The organism is Pseudomonas sp. (assembly GCF_048269965.1).
In the GTDB taxonomy this organism is placed as follows: Bacteria; Pseudomonadota; Gammaproteobacteria; order Pseudomonadales; family Pseudomonadaceae; genus Aquipseudomonas.
Map to the genome: position 1 here is coordinate 16,099 of NZ_JBLWTV010000032.1, position 19,716 is coordinate 35,814.

Here is a 19,716-nt window from a genome sequence, read left to right on the forward strand (position 1 = left end):
ACAGGGTGTGTACTCGGCAATAGATACCTGACGGAGATTGGCCATGAGCCGCTGCTGCGATCACTCGCACCAACAGTCACCTGCTCATCCTGAGCATGCCCACGATCACGATCACGATCACGATCACGATCACGAGGCCGTGGCGCAACCAGCGGACGCCGCGCTGACGGGCGCGCGCAATACCCGCATTCGCATCGAGCAGATGGATTGCCCCACGGAAGAACGCCTGATTCGCGACGCGCTGGGTCGCCTGCCGGGCGTGGCCGGTCTGCATTTCAATCTGCTGCAGCGTGTGCTGACCGTGAGTCATGACGAGGGCATGCTGGCGCAGGTGCTGCCGGCCATCCGCGCATTGGGCTTCACCCCCCGGGTGGAGGACGAGGGTGCTGCTCAGCAGCCGGTCGTCGTGCCTGAGAAAAAACCCTGGTGGCCGCTGGCGCTGGCGGGTGGGGTGGCAACCGCTTCGGAAGTCGTGCATTTCACCGGGCTTGGCCCGGACTGGCTGGTGGCGCTGCTGGCCGTTGCCGCCATCCTGATGTGCGGGTTGACCACCTACAAGAAGGGCTGGATCGCCCTGAAGAACCGCAACCTCAATATCAATGCCCTGATGAGCATCGCCGTGACCGGCGCGGTGCTGATCGGCCAGTGGCCGGAAGCGGCGATGGTGATGGTGCTGTTCACCCTGGCCGAGTTGATCGAGGCGCGCTCGCTGGATCGGGCGCGTAACGCCATACGCGGGCTGATGGATCTGGCGCCGCCGCGCGCCACCGTGCAGCAGGTTGATGGCAGTTGGCAGGAGGTCGACGTGCAGGCCATCGGTCTGGGCGCCGTGGTGCGGGTGCGTCCTGGTGAGCGCATCAGCCTCGATGGTGAGGTGGTCGGCGGCTTGTCGACGGTGAATCAGGCGCCGATCACCGGAGAAAGCCTGCCGGTGGAAAAACGCGTGGGCGACTCGGTGTTCGCTGGCACCATCAACGAGGCGGGCTCGCTGGAGTTTCGCGTAAGCGCGGCAGCACGTGACACCACGCTGGCGCGCATCATTCATGCGGTGGAGGAGGCGCAGGGCTCGCGTGCACCGACCCAGCGTTTCGTCGATCAGTTCTCGCGCATCTATACCCCGGCGGTCTTCGCCTTCGCTCTGGCGGTGGCCGTGCTGCCGCCGCTGGTCATCGGTGGCGCCTGGCTCGACTGGGTCTACCGCGCCCTGGTGCTGCTGGTGGTGGCCTGCCCCTGTGCACTGGTGATTTCCACGCCGGTGACCATCGTCAGCGGCCTGGCGGCCGCCGCGCGCAAGGGCATCCTGATCAAGGGCGGCGTCTATCTGGAGAACGGGCGGCACCTGGCCCTGCTGGCGCTGGACAAGACCGGCACGCTGACCCACGGCAAGCCGGTGCAGACCGACAGTCTCCACCTGCTGGACGTGGATGAGCCGCTGCACGCCACCTGGGCGGCGAGCCTGGCTGCGCGCTCGGATCACCCGGTTTCCCGGGCGTTGACCCAGCACGCCGAAGAGCAGGGGCAGGCGTTGCGCGATGTCGAGGATTTCGAGGCACTGCCGGGGCGCGGTAGCAAAGGGCGGATCGAGGGCACGCTTCTCCATATAGGCAACCACCGCCTGGTCGAAGAACTCGGGCAGTGCTCGGCGCAACTGGAGCAGCGCCTAGAGGCACTGGAACGCCAGGGCAAGAGCGTGGTGGTGCTGTGCGACGAACAGCGCGCGCTGATGCTCTTCGCCGTGGCCGACACGGTGCGCCAGACCAGCCGCGAGGCGATCGCCGAACTTCACGAACTGGGTGTGCGTACCTGCATGCTCAGCGGTGACAACGCCCATACCGCCGCGGCCATCGCCGAACAGGTCGGTGTCGACGAAGCACGTGGCGACCTGTTGCCAGCCGACAAGCTGGCCTGGGTCGAGGCGCGTCAGGCACGCGGCAAGGTGGTCGGGATGGTCGGTGATGGCATCAACGATGCGCCAGCTCTGGCCAAGGCCGAGATCGGCTTTGCCATGGGCGCCGCCGGCACCGACACCGCCATCGAGACGGCCGACGTGGCATTGATGGACGACGATCTGCGCAAGATTCCGGCCTTCGTTCGCCTGTCGCGGCAGACCCACGCCATTCTCGTGCAGAACATCGTCCTGGCACTGGGGATAAAGGCCGTTTTCCTGGCCATGACCCTGGTGGGCGAGGCGACCATGTGGATGGCCGTGTTCGCCGACATGGGCGTGAGCCTGATGGTGGTGTTCAACGGCCTGCGCTTGTTGCGCAAATGAGGAGTGCTGGCATGCAGGTGGAACTGCGCAAGGCTATCGACGAGGCTTTCGTTCAGGCGCAACAGGAACTGCGTGCCCGCCGTAGCGCCGAAGCGATGGTCTGGCTGGAGCGGGCGCACATCCTTACTCAGCGTCGCCCATGGCTGCATGCACGTTCACATTGCTTGATGCTGCGGGCCGGCTGGCAACAAGGGGATGTGCGTGAGGTGTTGGGGCAAATGCCGCGCATCCTGGCGGCGCTGCTGTTCTCGCGTGTCTGGGTGCCCACCGGCAATACCGGGCGGGCGCGGGTCAGTGCGTTTCAACCCATGGCGATAAGCGAGGAGATGCGCCGCCTGTTGGAGTAGGGTTGGACAAGCGCACCTGCCGTTTCCGGTGCGCATGGCGAATCGCAGGAGGCTCGGATTGCATTCGGGCTACCGACTGCGCAAACCAGAGTGGGTGGAACAACGGACTCTGTGGGAGGGACTTCAGCCGCGACAATCGCCGCTGAAGCGCCTCCCACAGGATATGCCGGTCAGATTCAGCGCTTGAGCGCTTTCACGCCGTCGGCGGTGCCGAGCAGCAGCAGGTCTGCCGGGCGAGCGGCGAACAGGCCATTGGTGACCACGCCGACGATGGCGTTGATATCCGCTTCCAGCTTCACCGGGTCGGTGATCGACAGGTTGTGCACGTCGAGGATGACGTTGCCGTTGTCGGTCAGCACGCCTTCGCGGTACACCGGGTCGCCGCCCAGTCTCACCAATTCGCGCGCCACGTGGCTGCGCGCCATGGGGATGACCTCCACCGGCAGCGGGAAGGCGCCCAGCACCGGTACCAGCTTGCTGGCGTCGGCGATGCAGATGAAGGTCTTGGCCACAGCGGCAACGATCTTCTCGCGAGTCAGCGCCGCGCCGCCGCCCTTGATCAGGTGCAGATGCTCGTCGCTCTCGTCGGCGCCGTCGACGTAGAACTCCAGTTCGGCGGTGCTGTTGAGGTCGTAGACCGGGATGCCGTGGCCCTTCAGGCGTGCGGCGGTGGCTTCGGAGCTGGCGACGGCGCCATCGAAGTCCATCTTGTGCCTGGCCAGCGCGTCGATGAAGAAGTTGGCGGTGGAGCCGGTGCCGACGCCGACGATGCTCTTGCTGTCGAGGCGCGGGAGAATGTGGTCGACGGCGGCCTGGGCCACGGCCTGTTTCAGCTGATCCTGGTTCATCGCGGGAGAATGCCTGGGAAGGTGTAGGAAGTAGGCGCGAATTATAGCCGCAAGTGACGTGCTGACGGGGCAGAACCCAGGTGTTTCGTATGGTCGTCCAACGCGGCGCTGGGGTAGACTCGGCAGTCCTCTCAAAGCCCGACTGCCTGCGAAATCGCCATGCTCGAACAGTACGTGAAGAAGATCCTCACCTCGCGCGTTTATGACGTCGCGGTGGAAACCCCGCTGCAACCCGCCCGTCAGCTCAGTGAGCGGCTGGGCAGCCAGATTCTGCTCAAGCGCGAAGATCTGCAGCCGGTGTACTCGTTCAAGATTCGCGGCGCCTACAACAAGCTGGCGCAACTGCCCGCCGAAGAACTGGCGCGTGGCGTGGTCACCGCCTCGGCCGGCAACCACGCGCAGGGCCTGGCCCTGGCGGCCAAGCACCTGGGGGTGAAGGCGACCATCGTCATGCCACGCACCACGCCTGAGCTGAAAGTGCAGGGCGTGCGCTCGCGAGGCGGCAAGGTGGTGCTGCACGGCGACGCCTTCCCCGAGGCGCTGGCGCATTCGCTGAAGCTGGTTGAAGAGAAGGGCTACACCTACATTCACCCGTACGACGATCCGCTGGTGATCGCCGGCCAGGGCACCGTGGCCATGGAGGTGCTGCGCCAGCATCAGGGCCATATCGATGCCATCTTCGTGCCGGTCGGTGGCGGCGGTCTGATCGCCGGCATCGCGGCGTACGTCAAATACCTGCGTCCGGAAATCAAGGTGATCGGCGTCGAGCCGGACGATTCCAACTGCCTGCAGGCCGCCATGGCGGCTGGTGAACGCGTGGTGCTGCCGACAGTCGGGTTGTTCGCCGATGGCGTGGCGGTGGCGCAGATCGGTCAGCACACCTTCGACATCTGCAAGGATCACGTCGACGAGGTGATCACCGTCAGCACCGACGAAATCTGCGCGGCGATCAAGGATATCTACGACGATACCCGTTCGATCACCGAGCCGGCCGGCGCGCTGGCCGTGGCCGGGATCAAGAAGTACGTCGAGCGTCAGGGCGCCAACGGTGAAGTGCTGGTGGGCATCGATTCCGGCGCCAACGTCAACTTCGACCGCCTGCGCCATGTGGCCGAGCGCGCCGAGCTGGGCGAGAAGCGCGAGGCGATCATCGCCGTGACCATCCCCGAGCAGCCAGGCAGCTTCAAGGCCTTCTGCGAGGCGGTGGGCAAGCGCCAGATCACCGAATTCAACTATCGCTATCACACCGATCGCGAAGCGCACATCTTCGTCGGCGTGCAGACCCACCCGGAGAACGACCCGCGCCAGGCGCTGGTCGAGGGCCTGCGCGCGCAGGGCTTTCCGGTGCTGGACCTGACCGATAACGAACTGGCCAAGCTGCATATCCGCCATATGGTCGGTGGTCATGCCGCCGGTGTCGGTGACGAGATGGTGCTGCGCTTCGAGTTTCCCGAGCGGCCGGGTGCGCTGTTCAACTTCCTGCAGAAACTGGGCGGGCGCTGGAACATCTCGATGTTCCACTACCGCAATCACGGCGCTGCCGATGGTCGCGTCCTGGCAGCGTTGCAGGTGCCGGCGGACGAACGCCATCTGGTGCCGGCGGCGCTGGACGCCATCGGTTACCCCTACTGGGATGAGAGCGAAAACCCCGCTTATCGCCTGTTTCTGGGTTGAGTACTGCCTTCGAACCCCAGGGCGGGTGCAACCCGCCAGCGCGCTCAGGCGGGTTGCACCCGCCCTACGTAACCGCCCGACAACAAAGGAAGCCTCGATGGAACATTATCTGCTGGTTCGCATCCTCCACAGCGCCCCAGGCGTGTTGCTGCTGCTTGGCCTGATCGCCCATGGCGTCATGCTGTTCAAGGCGCAGCGCGGTGGCGATGCCGCCGTGCTGGCGCGCAAGCTGCGCGTGACCCTGCTGTTCAGCTTTCCGGCGTTCGCCGTGCTGGCGCTGAGTCTGCCGGTCACCGGCTATTGGCTGGTGGACACCGCCGGCTGGTCGCTGGGGCAGACCTGGCTGCTGCTGGGCAGCATTCTCTATGCGCTGATGATGCTGGTGGGTTTGCTGCTGGCCGGTCGCCTGGCGGTCTGGCGTGCGCTGGGCGATACGCCGGCGTCGACGGCGCTGAAGCGTCTGTGCCTGATCTATGCCGGGCTGATTCTGCTGCTGCTGATCGCCATCATGGCGCTGATGGGCGCCAAGCCTGCTTAATTATTGCTGACTGTAGGAGCGGCTTCAGCCGCGATTGCCGCTATGACAGGCTTCGCGGCTGAAGCCGCTCCTACATGTTCGGGGGCGTATCGAGGTGCGCACGGCGCACCCTACGTTTGGTGGTGGCGCTCAACGCAGCGAGATCACCGGCCAGCCGCGTTCGAGGGCGGTGGCGCGCAGCACGTCGTCCGGGTCGACCGCCACCGGGTTGGCCACGGCCTCCAGCAGCGGCAGGTCATTGCGCGAGTCGCTGTAGAAGTAGGCGCCATCGAGGTTGTACCCCGTCTCTGCCAACCACTGGTTCAAGCGCGTCACCTTGCCGCCCTGGTAGCATGGCGTGCCGGCGATCTGCCCGGTATAACGGCCGTCCTGCATGCCGCATTCGGTGGCGATCAGCGTTTCCACGCCCAGGCGCTCGGCGATGGGCGCAGTGACGAAGCGGTTGGTGGCGGTGATGATCACCAGTTTGTCACCAGCGGCGCGGTGCTCGGCCAGCAGTGCCTCGCCCTTGGCCAGGATGATCGGCTCGATCACCTCGGCCATGAACTCGCGGTGCCACTGCGCCAGTTGCGCCATGTCACTGCGACCCAGAATGGCCTGGCTGAAATTCTGGTAGGCCACCACGTCCAGTTTGCCGGCGCAGTAATCGGCATAGAAGGCATCGTTGCGCGCCAGGTACTCGGCCGCGTCGACCAGGCCGCGCTGGCAGACGAATTCGCCCCAGCTGTGATCGCTGTCGCCAGCCAGCAGGGTGTTGTCGAGATCGAAAAGGGCCAAGCGCACGGTTCGTTACCTGTTCTGTAGTAAGGGAAGGCGCGCCAGAATAGCCGCTTTGCCGGGGCTTTCAAACAGCGCCTAAACCCGCGTTGCTGCTGTCGCCGGCTTTGTGGAACAATGCCGGAACTTGCGTGTACGAGGTTGCTTGCCGTGATCGATTCTGATGGTTTCCGCCCGAATGTCGGCATCATCCTGACCAATGATGTCGGCCAGGTGCTCTGGGCCAGGCGTATCAACCAGGATGCGTGGCAGTTTCCCCAGGGTGGCATCAATGATCGTGAATCGCCGGAAGAGGCGCTTTACCGTGAACTGAATGAAGAGGTCGGGCTCGAAGAGCAGGATGTGAATATCCTCGCCTGCACCCGTGGCTGGTTGCGTTATCGTCTGCCGCAGCGTCTGGTGCGCACGCACAGCCAGCCGCTGTGCATCGGGCAGAAGCAGAAGTGGTTTCTGCTGCGCCTGACGGGGGCGGAAGATCGCGTACGCATGGACCTGACCGGCAAGCCCGAATTCGATGGCTGGCGCTGGGTCAGCTACTGGTACCCGCTGGGCCAGGTGGTCACATTCAAGCGCGAGGTCTATCGCCGCGCGCTCAAGGAACTTGCCCCGCGCCTGATAGTGCGCGACTGATACGGACCCCAATCGAGCATGCTCAATACGCTGCGCAAGATCGTCCAGGAAGTAAACGCCGCCAAGGATCTCAAGGCGGCGCTGTCGATCATCGTGCAGCGGGTCAAGGAAGCGATGGGCAGCCAGGTCTGCTCGGTCTACCTGCTCGATCCGGAAACCAATCGCTTCGTGCTGATGGCCACCGACGGTCTCAACAAGCGCTCCATCGGCAAGGTCAGCATGGCACCCAGCGAAGGTCTGGTCGGCCTGGTCGGTAGCCGTGAAGAACCGCTGAACCTCGAAGATGCCGCCAGCCATCCCCGCTACCGCTACTTCGCCGAGACCGGCGAGGAACGCTATGCCTCCTTCCTCGGTGCGCCGATCATCCACCACCGGCGGGTGATGGGCGTTCTGGTGGTGCAGCAGAAGGAGCGCCGCCAGTTCGACGAAGGCGAGGAAGCCTTCCTGGTCACCATGAGCGCGCAGCTCGCTGGCGTTATCGCCCATGCCGAGGCGACTGGTTCGATTCGGGGGCTCGGTCGCCAGGGCAAGGGCGTGCAGGAGGCCAAATTCGTCGGCGTGCCGGGTGCGCCGGGGGCAGCGGTCGGTACCGCTGTCGTGGTGCTGCCCCCGGCCGATTTGAATGTAGTTCCAGACCGCAGTGTCGATGACATCGCTGCCGAGCTGGAGCTGTTCGACAAGGCGCTCGGCTGGGTGCGCGAGGACATGCAGGAGCTGTCCGAGAAGCTCGCCACTCAGCTGCGCAAGGAAGAGCGCGCGCTGTTCGACGTCTACCTGATGATGCTCGAGGACGCCGCACTGGGTAACGAGGTGCGCAAGGTCATCCGTACCGGCCAGTGGGCGCAGGGCGCCTTGCGCCAGGTGGTACTCGATCACGTCAATCGTTTCGAGCTGATGGATGACGCTTACCTGCGCGAGCGCGCCTCCGATGTGCGCGACCTCGGCCGGCGCCTGCTCGCCTACCTGCAGGAAGAACGCAAGACCACGCTGGTCTATCCGGATAACACCATCCTGGTCAGCGAGGAGCTGTCGCCGGCGATGCTTGGCGAAGTGCCGGAAGGCAAGCTGGTCGGCCTGATCTCGGTGACCGGCTCGGGCAACTCCCACGTGGCGATTTTCGCCCGCGCCATGGGTATTCCCACGGTCATGGGCGTGGTCGACCTGCCGTATTCGAAGATCGACGGCATCAAGCTGATCGTCGATGGCTATCACGGCGAAGTCTTCACCAACCCCAGCGAGCTGCTGAGCAAGCAGTACGCCGAAGTGGTCGAGGAGGAGCGCCAGCTCACCGAAGGGCTCGACGCCCTGCGCGCGTTGCCCTGCGAGACCCTCGACGGTCACCGCATGCCGCTGTGGGTCAACACCGGTCTGCTCGCCGATGTTGCGCGGGCTCAGCAACGTGGCGCCGAGGGCGTCGGCCTGTACCGCACCGAAGTGCCGTTCATGATCAATGAGCGCTTCCCCAGCGAGAAGGAACAGCTCGCCACCTATCGCGAGCAGTTGCAGGCCTTCCACCCGCTGCCGGTGACCATGCGCACCCTGGATATCGGCGGCGACAAGTCGCTGTCCTACTTCCCGATCAAGGAAGAGAATCCCTTCCTGGGCTGGCGCGGCATTCGCGTGACCCTCGATCACCCGGAAATCTTTCTGGTGCAGACCCGCGCCATGCTCAAGGCCAGCGAGGGGCTGGACAACCTGCGCATCCTGCTGCCGATGATTTCCGGCACGCAGGAGCTGGAAGAGGCACTGCACCTGATTCACCGTGCCTGGGGCGAGGTGCGTGACGAAGGCACCGATGTGCCGCTGCCGCCCATTGGCGTGATGATCGAGATCCCGGCAGCCGTCTATCAGACCCGTGAACTGGCGCGCCAGGTGGACTTCCTCTCGGTCGGTTCCAATGACCTGACCCAATACCTGCTGGCGGTCGACCGCAACAACCCGCGCGTGGCGGATCTCTACGACTTCCTCCACCCGGCAGTGCTGCAGGCCTTGCAGAAGGTGGTCAACGACGCGCATCTCGAAGGCAAGCCAGTGAGCATCTGCGGCGAGATGGCCGGTGACCCGGCGGCTGCCGTGTTGCTGCTGGCGATGGGCTTCGATTCGCTGTCGATGAACGCCACCAACCTGCCCAAGGTGAAATGGTTGCTGCGTCAGGTCACCCAGAGCAAGGCCAAGGAACTGCTCGGCCAGGTGATGACCATGGACAACCCGCACCTGATCTACAGCACCCTGCACCTGGCACTGCGCAACCTGGGGCTCGGTCGGGTGATCAATCCGGCGTCCAATATCCAGGCCTGATTCGTCTGTAGGAGCGAGCTCTGCTCGCGAAGCTTTCGCGCCGCCAAGATTCGCGAGCAGTTTCCTGGCCCGGATGCAATCCGGGACAACGGCGCTCTCTATTGCCGGATTGCATCCGGGCTACCCACGCAAGGCGACCTCGCCCAACAGGGCACCCTGCGGGCCGAAGCTGCGCTCGGTGATATTCCAGCGCCCATCCCGGCCAAGGTTCAGCACCGTGCTGGCGCGGGTGCCATAGGCCGCCGTGGTAATGAAAATACTCGACAGTACGCGCTCCGTCGCCAGCCCGACGCCGGTGTCCGGCAGCAGGTGATCGGCCGGCAGGCTTGTGTCGCTCAGCAGCTCCAGTAGCGCTTCATCCCCGTGCTCGACGCTATCGCGCAGGGCATTTCTGGCACGCAGCAGTTTCGGCCAGGGCGTGTCGAGGCTGGCGTTGGACATGCCGTAGATGCCGCTCTGCAATTGTCGAGGCCGGCCTTCCTGCGAGTTGAAATGCCAGAGCTGATGGCGGTCGCCCACAAGCAGGTTGAAACCAGCGTGCTCTTCAGCGTCGCGCATGATCCTGTCGAGATAGGCCGGTGCCGACTCCTGGCCCAGCAGGTAGTCGGCCGTCAGCGCGCCGCGTGAACGCGTGCCGGCTTTTTGCCCGGGGTCGCGGATATTGGTCAGTGCCGCGAAGCGGCCTTGCGCGGTGACGCCGAGCCAGGTGCCCCCAGCCTGCAGGTCGCGACCGGCGAATACGCCAGGTGCATCCGGCCATTGGCTCAGTGCTGCGCTGGGGCGCGCATAGAACTCGTCGCGATTGGCCGCCAGGCGCAGCACCGTCGGGCTTTCGGGCTGCCAGGCGAAGACGATCAGGCACATGCGTATTGCTCCACTGACGGAGTCTTGCAGGCTAGCGAGCTGAGCCGCAGGCGGCAACCGTTCCGTCGATCCGTGTGCCGTTGAGGGGGCATTTCCGCTACCATGCCGCTTTGTTTTTGGGGGGTGTCGATGGAACTGCTGCTCTACCTGGTGCTGGGTTCGGCTGCCGGTATGCTGGCGGGTCTGTTCGGCGTGGGCGGCGGTCTGATCATCGTGCCGGTGCTGGTGCTGAGCTTCACCGCCCAGGGCATGGCAACGGAAATCCTCACTCACCTGGCAGTGGGAACGTCCCTGGCGACCATCGTCTTTACCTCGATCAATTCGCTGCTCGAGCACCATCGCAAGGGCGCGGTGCGCTGGCCGCTGTTTCGCTGGTTGACCCTGGGCATTGTGCTCGGTGCCGCGCTGGGGGCGATGACGGCGTCGCTGATCCAGGGGCCGCTGCTGCAGAAGATCATCGGTACGTTCGCCATCATCGTTGCCGCGCAGATGGCGCTGGACCTGAAACCCAAGGCCAGTCTCGGTGTCCCAGGCAAGCCGACGCTGACAGTAGCCGGCGGGGTGATCGGTTGGGCGTCGGCGATCTTCGGGATTGGCGGTGGTTCGCTGACCGTGCCCTTTCTGGTCTGGCGCAGCGTGCCGATCCAGCAGGCGGTGGCAACCTCGGCGGCTTGTGGTTTGCCGATCGCCATCGCCGGCGCGCTGAGTTTCATGGTTACCGGCTGGGGGAATCCGAGTCTGCCGCAATGGAGCGTCGGTTTCGTGTATCTCCCGGCATTGCTGGGGATAGCCCTGACCAGCATGTTCTTTGCCCGTTTTGGTGCGCGCCTGGCTCATCGCCTGTCGCCACTGTTGCTCAAGCGTCTGTTCGCCCTGCTGCTGTTCAGCGTGGGCCTGAGTTTTTTCATCTAAGGAGTCCTGGATGCTGCCTTATCCGCAGATCGACCCGGTGGCCATCGCCCTCGGTCCACTGAAAATCCATTGGTACGGCCTGATGTATCTGGTCGGTATCGGCGGTGCCTGGTGGCTGGCCTCACGCCGGCTTGAGCGTTTCGACGCGACCTGGAACAAGGAGAAACTTTCCGATCTGGTGTTCTGGGTGGCCATGGGGGTGATTCTCGGCGGGCGCCTGGGCTACGTCTTTTTCTATGATTTTGCCGCCTACATCGCCGAACCGGCGAAGATCCTGCGGGTTTGGGAGGGCGGCATGTCCTTCCATGGCGGCCTGATCGGGGTGATGCTGGCGACCTGGTGGTTCGGCAAGCGCAACGGCAAGAGCTTCTTCGAACTGATGGACTTCATCGCACCACTGGTGCCGATTGGCCTGGGTGCCGGGCGCATTGGCAACTTCATCAATGCCGAGCTGTGGGGCAAGGCCACCGACGTGCCCTGGGCAATGGTCTTCCCCACCGACCCGCAGCAGCTGGCGCGCCACCCGTCGCAGCTGTACCAGTTCGCCCTGGAAGGCGTCGCGCTGTTCACCATCCTCTGGTTCTACTCGCGCAAACCGCGTCCGACCATGGCCGTTTCCGGCATGTTCGCCGCTTGCTACGGTGTATTCCGCTTCATCGTCGAATTCGTTCGCGTGCCGGACGCCCAATTGGGCTATCTGGCCTGGGGCTGGCTGACCATGGGGCAGGTCCTCTGCATACCGATGATTCTCGCCGGCCTGGGCCTGATCGCCTACGCCTACAAGCGCCAGCCCGTACAAGGAGCCGTCTGATGAAACAGTACCTCGACCTGATGCGCCACGTGCGCGAGCACGGCACCTTCAAGCAAGACCGCACCGGCACCGGCACTTACAGCGTGTTCGGCTACCAGATGCGCTTCGACCTGGCCGATGGCTTCCCCATCGTCACCACCAAGAAGTGCCACCTGCGCTCGATCATTCACGAGCTGCTGTGGTTCCTGCAGGGCGACACCAACATCAAGTACCTCAAGGACAACGGCGTCAGCATCTGGGACGAGTGGGCCGACGAGAACGGCGACCTCGGTCCGGTCTACGGCTACCAGTGGCGCAGCTGGCCGGCGCCCAATGGCGAGTCCATCGACCAGATCGCCAAGTTGATCGAGATGATCAGGAAGAACCCTGACTCGCGTCGCCTGATCGTATCGGCCTGGAACCCGGCGCTGGTCGAGCAGATGGCGCTGCCGCCGTGCCACGCGCTGTTCCAGTTCTACGTGGCGGACGGCAAGCTCAGCTGCCAGCTCTATCAGCGCTCGGCTGACATCTTCCTCGGCGTGCCCTTCAACATCGCCAGCTATGCGCTGCTGACGCTGATGGTGGCGCAGGTCTGCGACCTGCAACCGGGCGAGTTCATCTGGACCGGCGGCGACTGCCACCTGTACGCCAACCACATCGAACAAACCGACCTGCAACTGACCCGCCAGCCGCTGCCGCTGCCGACCATGAAGCTCAACCCCGAGGTGAAGGACCTGCTGGCCTTCACATTCGAGGACTTCGAACTGGTCGGTTACGAAGCGCACCCGCATATCAAGGCGCCGGTCGCGGTTTGAGATGGAAGTGGGGGGGCTCTGGTGGGCTGAAGCCCACCCTACGGTATGAAGCCACCCTAGGGTCTGGCAGCGTCACGAAGCGCTACTAGGATGTAGGGTGGGTCGAGCGGCGTTTCTTGTAGGGTGGGCTTCAGCCCACCGATTTCATGGAGAGATCGCCGCTTAGGCGCTCCACCTGCTGCGCGCGTTCGGCCTCTTCCAGGCGTGCGCCTGGATTCAGTGACGACCATTCGGGATGGGCGCGTGCCACGTTCAGCGGGGCGGGTAGCTTGCCCTGGCGCCACAGGGTTTCCTGCGGGGCGCTGAGGGTGATGGCGTCCATCGCGGCGTGTCCGCGTACGTCCAAGGCGGCCAGCAGCTGCTGCTGACGCAGGGCGAGAAGGCGCAGCACGGCATCGTCGACGGTCAGCTCGCGCTGGCCTTTCAATTTTCCCTTCAGCCTTTCCCCGTAGCTGCGCAGGGTCTGCGCGCTGCCGCCGATCACGGCGCCCAGTGCAGCGGCGGCGCCCAGGGTGAGGCCGCCGACCAGCAGGTCGACACCGACGCCAGTGGCGGCGCCGGCCGCCATGCCACCACCGACCTTGATGCCCAGTTGCTTCAGCGTTTCCGGGTTGAACAGGTCGTCGCCCCAGCGGCCATCGAGCAGCGGCAGGTCGGCCGCCTTGGCATCGGCGCTGCGGAAGGCGTACAGGCGCAATAGGGCCTCGACGCAACGTTGCTCGCGTTGGCGAATCGCATCGCGCAGCTCGGCCATGGCGCCCTGTTCCAGCACCGGCTGGGCGGCGACGCTGCGGCGGCAGGCGGCGCAGTCGATCAGCAGTTCGGCGATCAGGCGGTTGCCGGCCTGGCGACGGGCCAGGCGCTGCGCTTCATGATCCTCGATCAGTCGTTGCAGCTGCGGGCGTGAACGCTCCAGCAGCAGGGCCAGGCTTTCGTACAGACGGCGCTCTCCATCCTCGGTTGGCGCCACGCTGTCGAACGCCACCAGCGCATGCAGACCAAGGCGGGCCAGGGCTTCGCGCCACTCGCTTTCACGATGGCTGGCGCTGGCGACGAAATTGAGCACCGGCAGCAAGGGTCTGCCGCACATGTTGAGCACCGCCAGTTCGTCGCGGTACTTGGCCAGCACCGGCTCACGCACGTCGATCACGTACAGCCCGGCGTCGGAGGCCATGAGCTGGCGCAGTACCTTGGCTTCCTGTTCGTAGCGCTGGCGGGCTTCGCTGCCTTCGAGAAAACGCGCCAGACGTGTCGGGCCGTCCAGCCGCTCGCCGGGGCGGTCGAGGCGCTCCAGGTAGTCGAGCAGGGCGATGGCATCCTCCAGGCCGGGGGTGTCGTACAGCTCCAGCAACGCCTGGCCATCTACCGACAGGCGCGCACCCTCGACATGGCGCGTGGTGCTGGCGCGCGGTGAGACTTCGCCGAACTCCACGTCGCGGGTCAGAGTGCGCAGCAGCGAGGTCTTGCCGACGTTGGTGTGGCCGACCAGGGCGAGCTTCAGTGGTTGGCTCATGGGGCAGCCCCCGACATCTTGTTCCCGGATTGCATCCGGGCTACGGCAGTTGGGAAGCGTAGGGTGGATGACGCTTCACCCATCCACCGAGGAGGATGGTGGATGAGAAAAGCGTCATCCACCCTACGGCGAACGCGTTCAGTCATGTCCTGTCTCCAACCAGCTCAGCGGCGCCGTATCGTCATGCTGCAGCCCCAGGCTGGCGATTGCCTGGTGCCAGTCCGCCAGGCGTGCGCTGTCCAGGCTTTCACCTGGGGCGGGCGGTAGCAGCCAGATGCGCGTGGCACTCGCGCAACGCGCCAGTTCGCCGAGCAGCGCCAGGGTGCCGCGATCCGGCGAGCGGCGCGGGTCGCAAGCGATGGCCAGACGCTCGGGCGGGAAGCGGGTCAGTTGTTCGAGCAACTGGCGGCGTTGTTCGCGGCTGTCGACCACACCGGCATCCGCCACACCCTTTGGCAGCGGCATCGGCGGCCAGGGGCGACGCTCATCCAGTTCGATGCCGAGCAGCAGCGCGCCGCTGCCGACCTGGGCATTGGCGCCGCCTTGCGGCTGATGCAGCGCGGCGGGGGCCAGGTCGCAGATGCCGAGGCGCTCGCTGTCCGGCTGCAGGCGCTGGCGCAACAGGCCGTAGCCGGGCAGTTCGAGATCCAGGCGCAGCGCGCCTTTGCCCGATTGCCAGCGCCACAGGCACAGCAGCGCCAGCAGCAGGCGTGGCAGCAGGCCGTAGACCAGCACCACGCCGACCAGCCAGCCAGCCCAACTCTGCCGGGCTGCTTCGCTGGCGATGGCGGCATCGCCGCTGGCGCGGATGACGTCGATGTCCGGCAGGCTGAAGCCGAGCAGGGCGGGCAGGGCGCCGATGGCCTGGGTCAGGGCGATGAGGGTGTCGCCAGCGAGAATGGTGGTTTCCCAGACGAAGCCGTAGCGACGCGTGGCGAGCAGCAACAGCAGGGTGACCAGTGCTGCGAGCATGGCCAGCATCCACAGGCCGTTGACCAGCAGACCCAGGCCCCAGCGGGTCAGGCGCTGGCGTTGCAGCATCAGCAGCAGGGCCGGGGCCAGTTGCGCGGCGCTGGCATCGCGCGCCAGTCTTTCACTGAGCCACAGCCACAGGCGACCGAGCGCGCCGGGGTGGTCGCGGGTCAGCAGCAGACCCAGCAGCCAGCCAAGCAGCATCAGCAGGTTGAGCCCGAGCAGGCTGCCCAGCGCCCAGAACACGTTGACGGGTTGGCGCCCGTCACCCAGCGCGGCCAGAGCCAGACCGAAGCCGCTGAGCAGGGCCAACAGCGCCAGCAGCAGACCGGCCAGGCGTGCGCCCTGCAGCCAGTGCAGCAGCGCCTGCCACTGACCATCTCGACGGGCCAGATGCAGGGCGCGATGCTGGATGCGCTCGGCCAGGTCAACCTGCTCGGCACGGGCCAGGCGATTGGCTTCGGCGTCTTCGAGCGGGCCGGCGTGTTCCTCGCGCAGGCGAATGGTCTCGCTGAGCCAGAGGCGTTGGAAGGGCGTTGGGGAGGAGGCGTCTGTCACGCGGCGTCTCGTCGTTCGGATCAGGGGTTGAGGATAACCCCTGATCCGCCTCGGTGCGAATCAGCGCTGCTGGCGCAAGCGTACGGCGATGTCCGGTTGGTCGATGAACAGGCCGTCGATGTCGGTGGCAAGGAAGGCGCGCAGCTCGGCGTCGATGTCGCCGCGTTCGGCAGGGGCGCTGCCACGGCGCAGGCTGGTGGGCAGGAAGGCGTTCTCGGCGCGGAAGGTGTAGGGATGCACCTTGAGCCCGGCAGCGTGGGCGTCACGTACCAGGCTGGTCGGCACGGTCAGGTTACCGGCGGCATCACGCGGGATGATCATGCCTTTCTCCGGGCCGATACCGGCGGCGTAACTGGCGATACTTTGCAGACCTTGCGGGGTGATCATCTGGTGATAGCCAAGGTCACTGCCCAGTACCTGCTGATCGTAGGGTTGGCCCTCTATCCACAGCAGCTGCACCAGGCGGATCGGGGTCAGCTTGCTCAGCGTCTTGAGGTTGTCCACTTCGAAGGACTGAATGAAAACGGGCGCGTCGGCGCTGTCGTAGCCGTTGCGTTCGAGCACCGCCAGCAGCGGTTTTTCCATGGCCAGGTCGAGTTGCTGGAAGTGGGTGGGGTGCTTGGTTTCCGGGTACAACCCGATGGTTCGTTGCTGGAGCGCTTCCAGCCGTTTCACCAGATCGATGATCTCTTGCAAGGTAGGAATCTCGAACTGGCCATCGAAGCGGGTATTGCCCGGCCGTTGCTGCGGGATGCGCTCGATGGCGCGCAGGGTTTTCAGCTCGGCCAGGGTGAAGTCTTCGCTGAACCAGCCTTCCAGGCTGCGTCCGTCGACGCTCTGGGTGCGTTTGCGGTCAGCGAACTCGGGGCGCTGCGCCACATCGGTGGTCAGCCCCAGTTCATTATCGTGACGGGCGACCAGTTGGCCGTCGCGGGTCATCACCAGGTCGGGCTCGATGTAGTCGGCGCCTTGCAAGGCGGCCAGCGCGTAGGCGGCCAGGGTGTGCTCAGGCGCGTAACCACTGGCGCCCCGGTGGGCGATCAGCAGTGGCGCCTTGGTGTCCGAGGTCTGGGTTTGCTTGGCGCCGGGTTGCTGCTGGGCCCAGTCGATGGCGGCCTGGACGTTATCCGGGGCCGGGCTGGCGAAGACCGACAGTGGCAGCAGTGTGACGCCCAATATCCAGGCGGAGAGTGATTTCGACATGAGGCTCGCTCCTTGCTCGTAAGTTCAGCCGCTAGCCTGCTACGGCGAATGTGACGATACGACGACAGCGTTGCTTCGGCCACGGGTGGGCTGCGAGGCCGCTGGGTGCTCTGCTATGCTCGCGGCCATGAAAACGACTCTACCTCTTTCCCTGATCGCCGCGCTCGCGCACAACCGCGTGATTGGTCGCGACAACCAGCTGCCCTGGCATCTGCCAGCAGACCTCAAGCACTTCAAGGCACTGACGCTCGGCAAGCCGATCATCATGGGGCGCAAGACCTGGGATTCGCTCGGTCGGCCGTTGCCCGGCCGGCTCAATATCGTGGTCAGCCGCCAGGCGGGCCTGGCCCTGGAAGGGGCCGAGGTATTCGCGACGCTGGAAGAGGCCATCGAACGAGCCGACGCCTGGGCGCGTGAAGAGAATGCCGAGGAACTGATGCTGATCGGCGGCGCGCAGCTCTATGAGCTGGGCCTGGACCAGGCTGATCGCCTGTACCTGACGCGTGTCGGCCTCGACCCCGAAGGCGATGCCTTTTTTCCCGAGGTCGACGAGGCTACATGGCGCATGACCTCCAGCGTCGAGCACCCGGCTTCGCCCGAGACACCGTTCTACGCCTTCGAAGTGTGGGAGCGCCGCGGCGCATAACCCTACCGAGCTTTCCGGCCATCTCTGCCGCCAGGTTCTCCTGCGCGCGATGATGGCCACTGCCTTGCCTCTGCCGTAATTTTCTTTCGTGCATCCTGATGCAGGTTTTTACATGTCTGAGCAATCGCCCGACGACGAGCAACTGAACGCCGTCGCTGCACTCTTCGTGCGCCATCCACTCTGGGAAGATGCGCTGGCCCTGCTGTTCGGTACCGCTCTGGTGGCGCTGGGCATCGCCTTCTACGCCCATGCGGGGTTGTTGACGGGTGGCACTGTCGGCATCGCCTTTCTGGCCAACTACCAGGCTGGTTGGTCGTTCGGTCTGGTGTTCTGTCTGGTCAATCTGCCGTTCTATCTACTCGGCATCTGGCGCATGGGCTGGGGTTTCACCTTGCGCACGGGCTGCGCGGTATTGCTGGTTTCGCTGCTGGCGGAGCTGACGCCGCAGTGGGTCGCCTTCGCTCACCTCAGCGCCCTCTATGCCGCGCTGTTCGGCGGTGCCGCGATGGGGCTGGGTTTGCTCATGCTGTTCCGTCACCGTGCCAGCCTGGGTGGGGTGAACATTCTTGCGCTGTACATGCAGGAGCGCTTCGGTTTCCGTGCGGGTGCCGTGCAGATGGCCATCGACGCGAGCATCGTGCTGGCGGCGATCTTCGTGGTGTCGCCAGACAAGGTGCTGCTGTCGGTGCTGGGGGCGGTGATGCTCAATCTGGTGCTGGTGATCAATCACCGGGCCGATCGCTACGTCGGCGTCAGTTGAGCCCATGAACGAACGAGGGGCTGCCTCGCTGGAGGCAGCCCCTCGTCGTTTTTCGCGGAGGCGAGAATCAGATCACTTCGCTGAACTGGATGATTTCGACCCAGTAGCCGTCCGGGTCCTTGATGAAGGCGATGTCGCGCATGCGGCCGTCGGTCAGGCGCTTCTGGAAGTCCACGCCGAGGTCTTCGAAGCGCTGGCAGGCCGCCTTGATGTCCGGTACCGACACGCACAGGTGACCGAAGCCGCGCGGGTCGCTGTTGCCGCTGTGGTAGGAAAATTCCGGGTCTTTCTCGGTGCCGTAGTTGTAGGTCAGCTCCAGCACGCCGGGGATCGACTTGCGCCACTGATGGCGGGCCGCCGGGTCAGTCGGGATTTGCGACTTGTCGTTGATCAGGGCGAGGAAGTACAGACTGAACTCGGCGTCGGGGAAGTCCTTCTTCTCCAGTAAGGTGAAGCCCAGCACGCGGGTGTAGAAATCCAGGGATTTCTGCAGGTCCTTCACGCGGATCATGGTGTGGTTGTAGACGAAGTCGGCGGTGGCGACGTCGGGTTTGGCGGTCACGCCGGCAATGGCGTTGAGCTCGTCGAGGGTCATGGGGTTCTCCATCAGGCGGGGAAAAGGCTGTACCAGCCTAGATGGACTCGATGGGGGCGTTTTTCAAGGGTAGGGTGCGCCGTGCGCACCTGGGCCATTCGCAGTCGCCGATCGGTTGGTAGGGCGGTGGACGGATGAAGCGTCGTCCACCCTACGGTTGGCATCAGCGCGTAGGGTGGACAACGCTGTTTTTGTCCACCATGGGGTTGGCAGGTGGTGGACGGATGAAGCGTCGTCCACCCTATGGTTGGCATCAGCGCGTAGGGCGGACAACGCTGTTTTTGTCCGCCTTGGGTTGCCAGGGCTGTGGACGGATGAAGCGTCGTCCACCCTACGGTTGGCATCAGCGCGTAGGGCGGACAACGCTGTTTTTGTCCGCCTTGGGTTGGCAGGTGGTGGACGGATGAAGTGTCGTCCGCCCAAGGGTGGGTATCAGACTTGCAACGTGATCAGTTCGGCCCGGACCTTCTGGTCGTCGATATGCAGGATGCCCACGCCGATGGGCAGCGCGTAGGGTGGACAACGCTGTTTTTGTCCACCACGGATTGGCAGGTGGTGGACGGATGAAGTGTCGTCCGCCCAAGGGTGGGTATCAGACTTGCAACGTGATCAGCTCGGCCCGGACCGTCTGGTCGTCGATATGCAGGATGCCCACGCCGATGGGCAGCGCGTAGGGTGGACAACGCTGTTTTTGTCCACCACGG

General features: G+C 64.9%; 18 protein-coding genes. 11 read left to right on the plus strand and 7 right to left on the minus strand.

Going from position 1 to position 19,716, the window contains the following annotated elements; translation table 11 throughout:
- Window positions 1–43: 43 nt before the first annotated feature.
- Both ACN0X6_RS23380 and ACN0X6_RS23385 read left to right on the plus strand, forming a co-directional pair.
- A complete protein-coding gene (locus ACN0X6_RS23380; protein ID WP_417707610.1) occupies window positions 44–2,272 on the plus strand; it encodes a heavy metal translocating P-type ATPase in 2,229 nt (742 codons plus the stop codon).
- Between the two features lie 11 nt (window positions 2,273–2,283).
- Entirely contained in the window at window positions 2,284–2,619 is a 336-nt protein-coding gene (locus ACN0X6_RS23385; RefSeq protein WP_417707612.1) for a DUF3703 domain-containing protein, read from the plus strand.
- Window positions 2,620–2,795: 176 nt separating this feature from the next.
- On the opposite strand, the gene rpiA is transcribed toward ACN0X6_RS23385, so the two are convergent.
- Window positions 2,796–3,467 (minus strand): ribose-5-phosphate isomerase RpiA, encoded by a 672-nt coding sequence (gene rpiA / locus ACN0X6_RS23390; RefSeq protein WP_417707614.1) that lies wholly within the window; start codon window positions 3,465–3,467, stop codon window positions 2,796–2,798.
- Window positions 3,468–3,626: 159 nt separating this feature from the next.
- Here rpiA and ilvA point away from each other — a divergent pair, with 159 nt between their 5' ends.
- Window positions 3,627–5,141, plus strand: a complete 1,515-nt coding sequence (ilvA, locus tag ACN0X6_RS23395; protein ID WP_417707616.1) for a threonine ammonia-lyase, biosynthetic — start codon at window positions 3,627–3,629, stop codon at window positions 5,139–5,141.
- 97 nt (window positions 5,142–5,238) lie between these two features.
- Window positions 5,239–5,679, plus strand: coding sequence for a DUF2269 family protein (locus ACN0X6_RS23400; protein WP_417707618.1), 441 nt, complete (start codon window positions 5,239–5,241; stop codon window positions 5,677–5,679).
- Between the two features lie 129 nt (window positions 5,680–5,808).
- Here the strand turns inward: ACN0X6_RS23400 and ACN0X6_RS23405 are convergent, their stop codons facing one another.
- Window positions 5,809–6,462: an HAD family hydrolase gene (locus ACN0X6_RS23405; protein ID WP_417707620.1), complete on the minus strand. Its 654-nt coding sequence runs from the start codon at window positions 6,460–6,462 to the stop codon at window positions 5,809–5,811.
- Between the two features lie 144 nt (window positions 6,463–6,606).
- On the opposite strand from ACN0X6_RS23405, the gene ACN0X6_RS23410 reads away from it, so the two are divergent.
- Window positions 6,607–7,086 carry an RNA pyrophosphohydrolase gene (locus ACN0X6_RS23410; RefSeq protein ID WP_417707622.1) on the plus strand — a complete coding sequence of 160 codons (480 nt, stop codon included), beginning with the start codon at window positions 6,607–6,609 and terminating at the stop codon, window positions 7,084–7,086.
- An 18-nt stretch (window positions 7,087–7,104) separates the two neighbouring features.
- A complete protein-coding gene (ptsP, locus tag ACN0X6_RS23415) occupies window positions 7,105–9,384 on the plus strand; it encodes a phosphoenolpyruvate--protein phosphotransferase (RefSeq protein WP_046493394.1) in 2,280 nt (759 codons plus the stop codon).
- A gap of 120 nt (window positions 9,385–9,504) precedes the next feature.
- Here the strand turns inward: ptsP and ACN0X6_RS23420 are convergent, their stop codons facing one another.
- Entirely contained in the window at window positions 9,505–10,248 is a 744-nt protein-coding gene (locus ACN0X6_RS23420; RefSeq protein ID WP_417707624.1) for an NRDE family protein, read from the minus strand.
- 129 nt (window positions 10,249–10,377) lie between these two features.
- Between ACN0X6_RS23420 and ACN0X6_RS23425 the strand changes: the two genes are divergently transcribed.
- The 3 genes from ACN0X6_RS23425 to ACN0X6_RS23435 are packed head-to-tail and all read left to right on the plus strand — an operon-like array spanning window position 10,378 to window position 12,765.
- Entirely contained in the window at window positions 10,378–11,160 is a 783-nt protein-coding gene (locus ACN0X6_RS23425; RefSeq protein WP_417707626.1) for a sulfite exporter TauE/SafE family protein, read from the plus strand.
- A 10-nt stretch (window positions 11,161–11,170) separates the two neighbouring features.
- Window positions 11,171–11,971 (plus strand): prolipoprotein diacylglyceryl transferase, encoded by an 801-nt coding sequence (lgt, locus tag ACN0X6_RS23430; protein ID WP_417707627.1) that lies wholly within the window; start codon window positions 11,171–11,173, stop codon window positions 11,969–11,971.
- Window positions 11,971–12,765: a thymidylate synthase gene (locus tag ACN0X6_RS23435; protein ID WP_417707628.1), complete on the plus strand. Its 795-nt coding sequence runs from the start codon at window positions 11,971–11,973 to the stop codon at window positions 12,763–12,765. The genes lgt and ACN0X6_RS23435 overlap by 1 nt, the downstream gene beginning before the upstream one ends.
- A gap of 130 nt (window positions 12,766–12,895) precedes the next feature.
- Here the strand turns inward: ACN0X6_RS23435 and ACN0X6_RS23440 are convergent, their stop codons facing one another.
- The 3 genes from ACN0X6_RS23440 to ACN0X6_RS23450 all read right to left on the minus strand — a co-directional run bounded on the left by ACN0X6_RS23440 (window position 12,896) and on the right by ACN0X6_RS23450 (window position 17,011).
- Entirely contained in the window at window positions 12,896–14,278 is a 1,383-nt protein-coding gene (locus ACN0X6_RS23440; RefSeq protein ID WP_417707629.1) for a GTPase/DUF3482 domain-containing protein, read from the minus strand.
- A 138-nt stretch (window positions 14,279–14,416) separates the two neighbouring features.
- A complete protein-coding gene (locus ACN0X6_RS23445) occupies window positions 14,417–15,808 on the minus strand; it encodes a DUF2868 domain-containing protein (protein ID WP_417707631.1) in 1,392 nt (463 codons plus the stop codon).
- A 60-nt stretch (window positions 15,809–15,868) separates the two neighbouring features.
- Window positions 15,869–17,011 (minus strand): glycerophosphodiester phosphodiesterase, encoded by a 1,143-nt coding sequence (locus ACN0X6_RS23450; RefSeq protein ID WP_417707633.1) that lies wholly within the window; start codon window positions 17,009–17,011, stop codon window positions 15,869–15,871.
- 115 nt (window positions 17,012–17,126) lie between these two features.
- On the opposite strand from ACN0X6_RS23450, the gene ACN0X6_RS23455 reads away from it, so the two are divergent.
- Window positions 17,127–17,657 carry a dihydrofolate reductase gene (locus ACN0X6_RS23455; RefSeq protein ID WP_417707635.1) on the plus strand — a complete coding sequence of 177 codons (531 nt, stop codon included), beginning with the start codon at window positions 17,127–17,129 and terminating at the stop codon, window positions 17,655–17,657.
- 112 nt (window positions 17,658–17,769) lie between these two features.
- Complete coding sequence (locus ACN0X6_RS23460) at window positions 17,770–18,417, plus strand: YitT family protein (protein WP_417707637.1); 648 nt, start codon at window positions 17,770–17,772, stop codon at window positions 18,415–18,417.
- A gap of 67 nt (window positions 18,418–18,484) precedes the next feature.
- On the opposite strand, the gene gloA is transcribed toward ACN0X6_RS23460, so the two are convergent.
- Complete coding sequence (gene gloA, locus ACN0X6_RS23465) at window positions 18,485–19,012, minus strand: lactoylglutathione lyase (RefSeq protein WP_417707639.1); 528 nt, start codon at window positions 19,010–19,012, stop codon at window positions 18,485–18,487.
- Window positions 19,013–19,716 lie beyond the last annotated feature (704 nt).

Bases quoted from the DNA above. Each gene is read 5' to 3' on its own strand.
- ACN0X6_RS23450 (WP_417707633.1), bottom strand. From the start codon at position 17,011: ATGTCGAAATCACTCTCCGCCTGGATATTGGGCGTCACACTGCTGCCA.
- ptsP (WP_046493394.1), top strand. From the start codon at position 7,105: ATGCTCAATACGCTGCGCAAGATCGTCCAGGAAGTAAACGCCGCCAAG.
- ACN0X6_RS23380 (WP_417707610.1), top strand. From the start codon at position 44: ATGAGCCGCTGCTGCGATCACTCGCACCAACAGTCACCTGCTCATCCT.
- ACN0X6_RS23460 (WP_417707637.1), top strand. From the start codon at position 17,770: ATGTCTGAGCAATCGCCCGACGACGAGCAACTGAACGCCGTCGCTGCA.
- ilvA (WP_417707616.1), top strand. From the start codon at position 3,627: ATGCTCGAACAGTACGTGAAGAAGATCCTCACCTCGCGCGTTTATGAC.
- ACN0X6_RS23420 (WP_417707624.1), bottom strand. From the start codon at position 10,248: ATGTGCCTGATCGTCTTCGCCTGGCAGCCCGAAAGCCCGACGGTGCTG.
- gloA (WP_417707639.1), bottom strand. From the start codon at position 19,012: ATGACCCTCGACGAGCTCAACGCCATTGCCGGCGTGACCGCCAAACCC.
- ACN0X6_RS23425 (WP_417707626.1), top strand. From the start codon at position 10,378: ATGGAACTGCTGCTCTACCTGGTGCTGGGTTCGGCTGCCGGTATGCTG.
- ACN0X6_RS23440 (WP_417707629.1), bottom strand. From the start codon at position 14,278: ATGAGCCAACCACTGAAGCTCGCCCTGGTCGGCCACACCAACGTCGGC.
- ACN0X6_RS23435 (WP_417707628.1), top strand. From the start codon at position 11,971: ATGAAACAGTACCTCGACCTGATGCGCCACGTGCGCGAGCACGGCACC.
- ACN0X6_RS23385 (WP_417707612.1), top strand. From the start codon at position 2,284: ATGCAGGTGGAACTGCGCAAGGCTATCGACGAGGCTTTCGTTCAGGCG.
- rpiA (WP_417707614.1), bottom strand. From the start codon at position 3,467: ATGAACCAGGATCAGCTGAAACAGGCCGTGGCCCAGGCCGCCGTCGAC.
- lgt (WP_417707627.1), top strand. From the start codon at position 11,171: ATGCTGCCTTATCCGCAGATCGACCCGGTGGCCATCGCCCTCGGTCCA.
- ACN0X6_RS23455 (WP_417707635.1), top strand. From the start codon at position 17,127: ATGCTCGCGGCCATGAAAACGACTCTACCTCTTTCCCTGATCGCCGCG.
- ACN0X6_RS23400 (WP_417707618.1), top strand. From the start codon at position 5,239: ATGGAACATTATCTGCTGGTTCGCATCCTCCACAGCGCCCCAGGCGTG.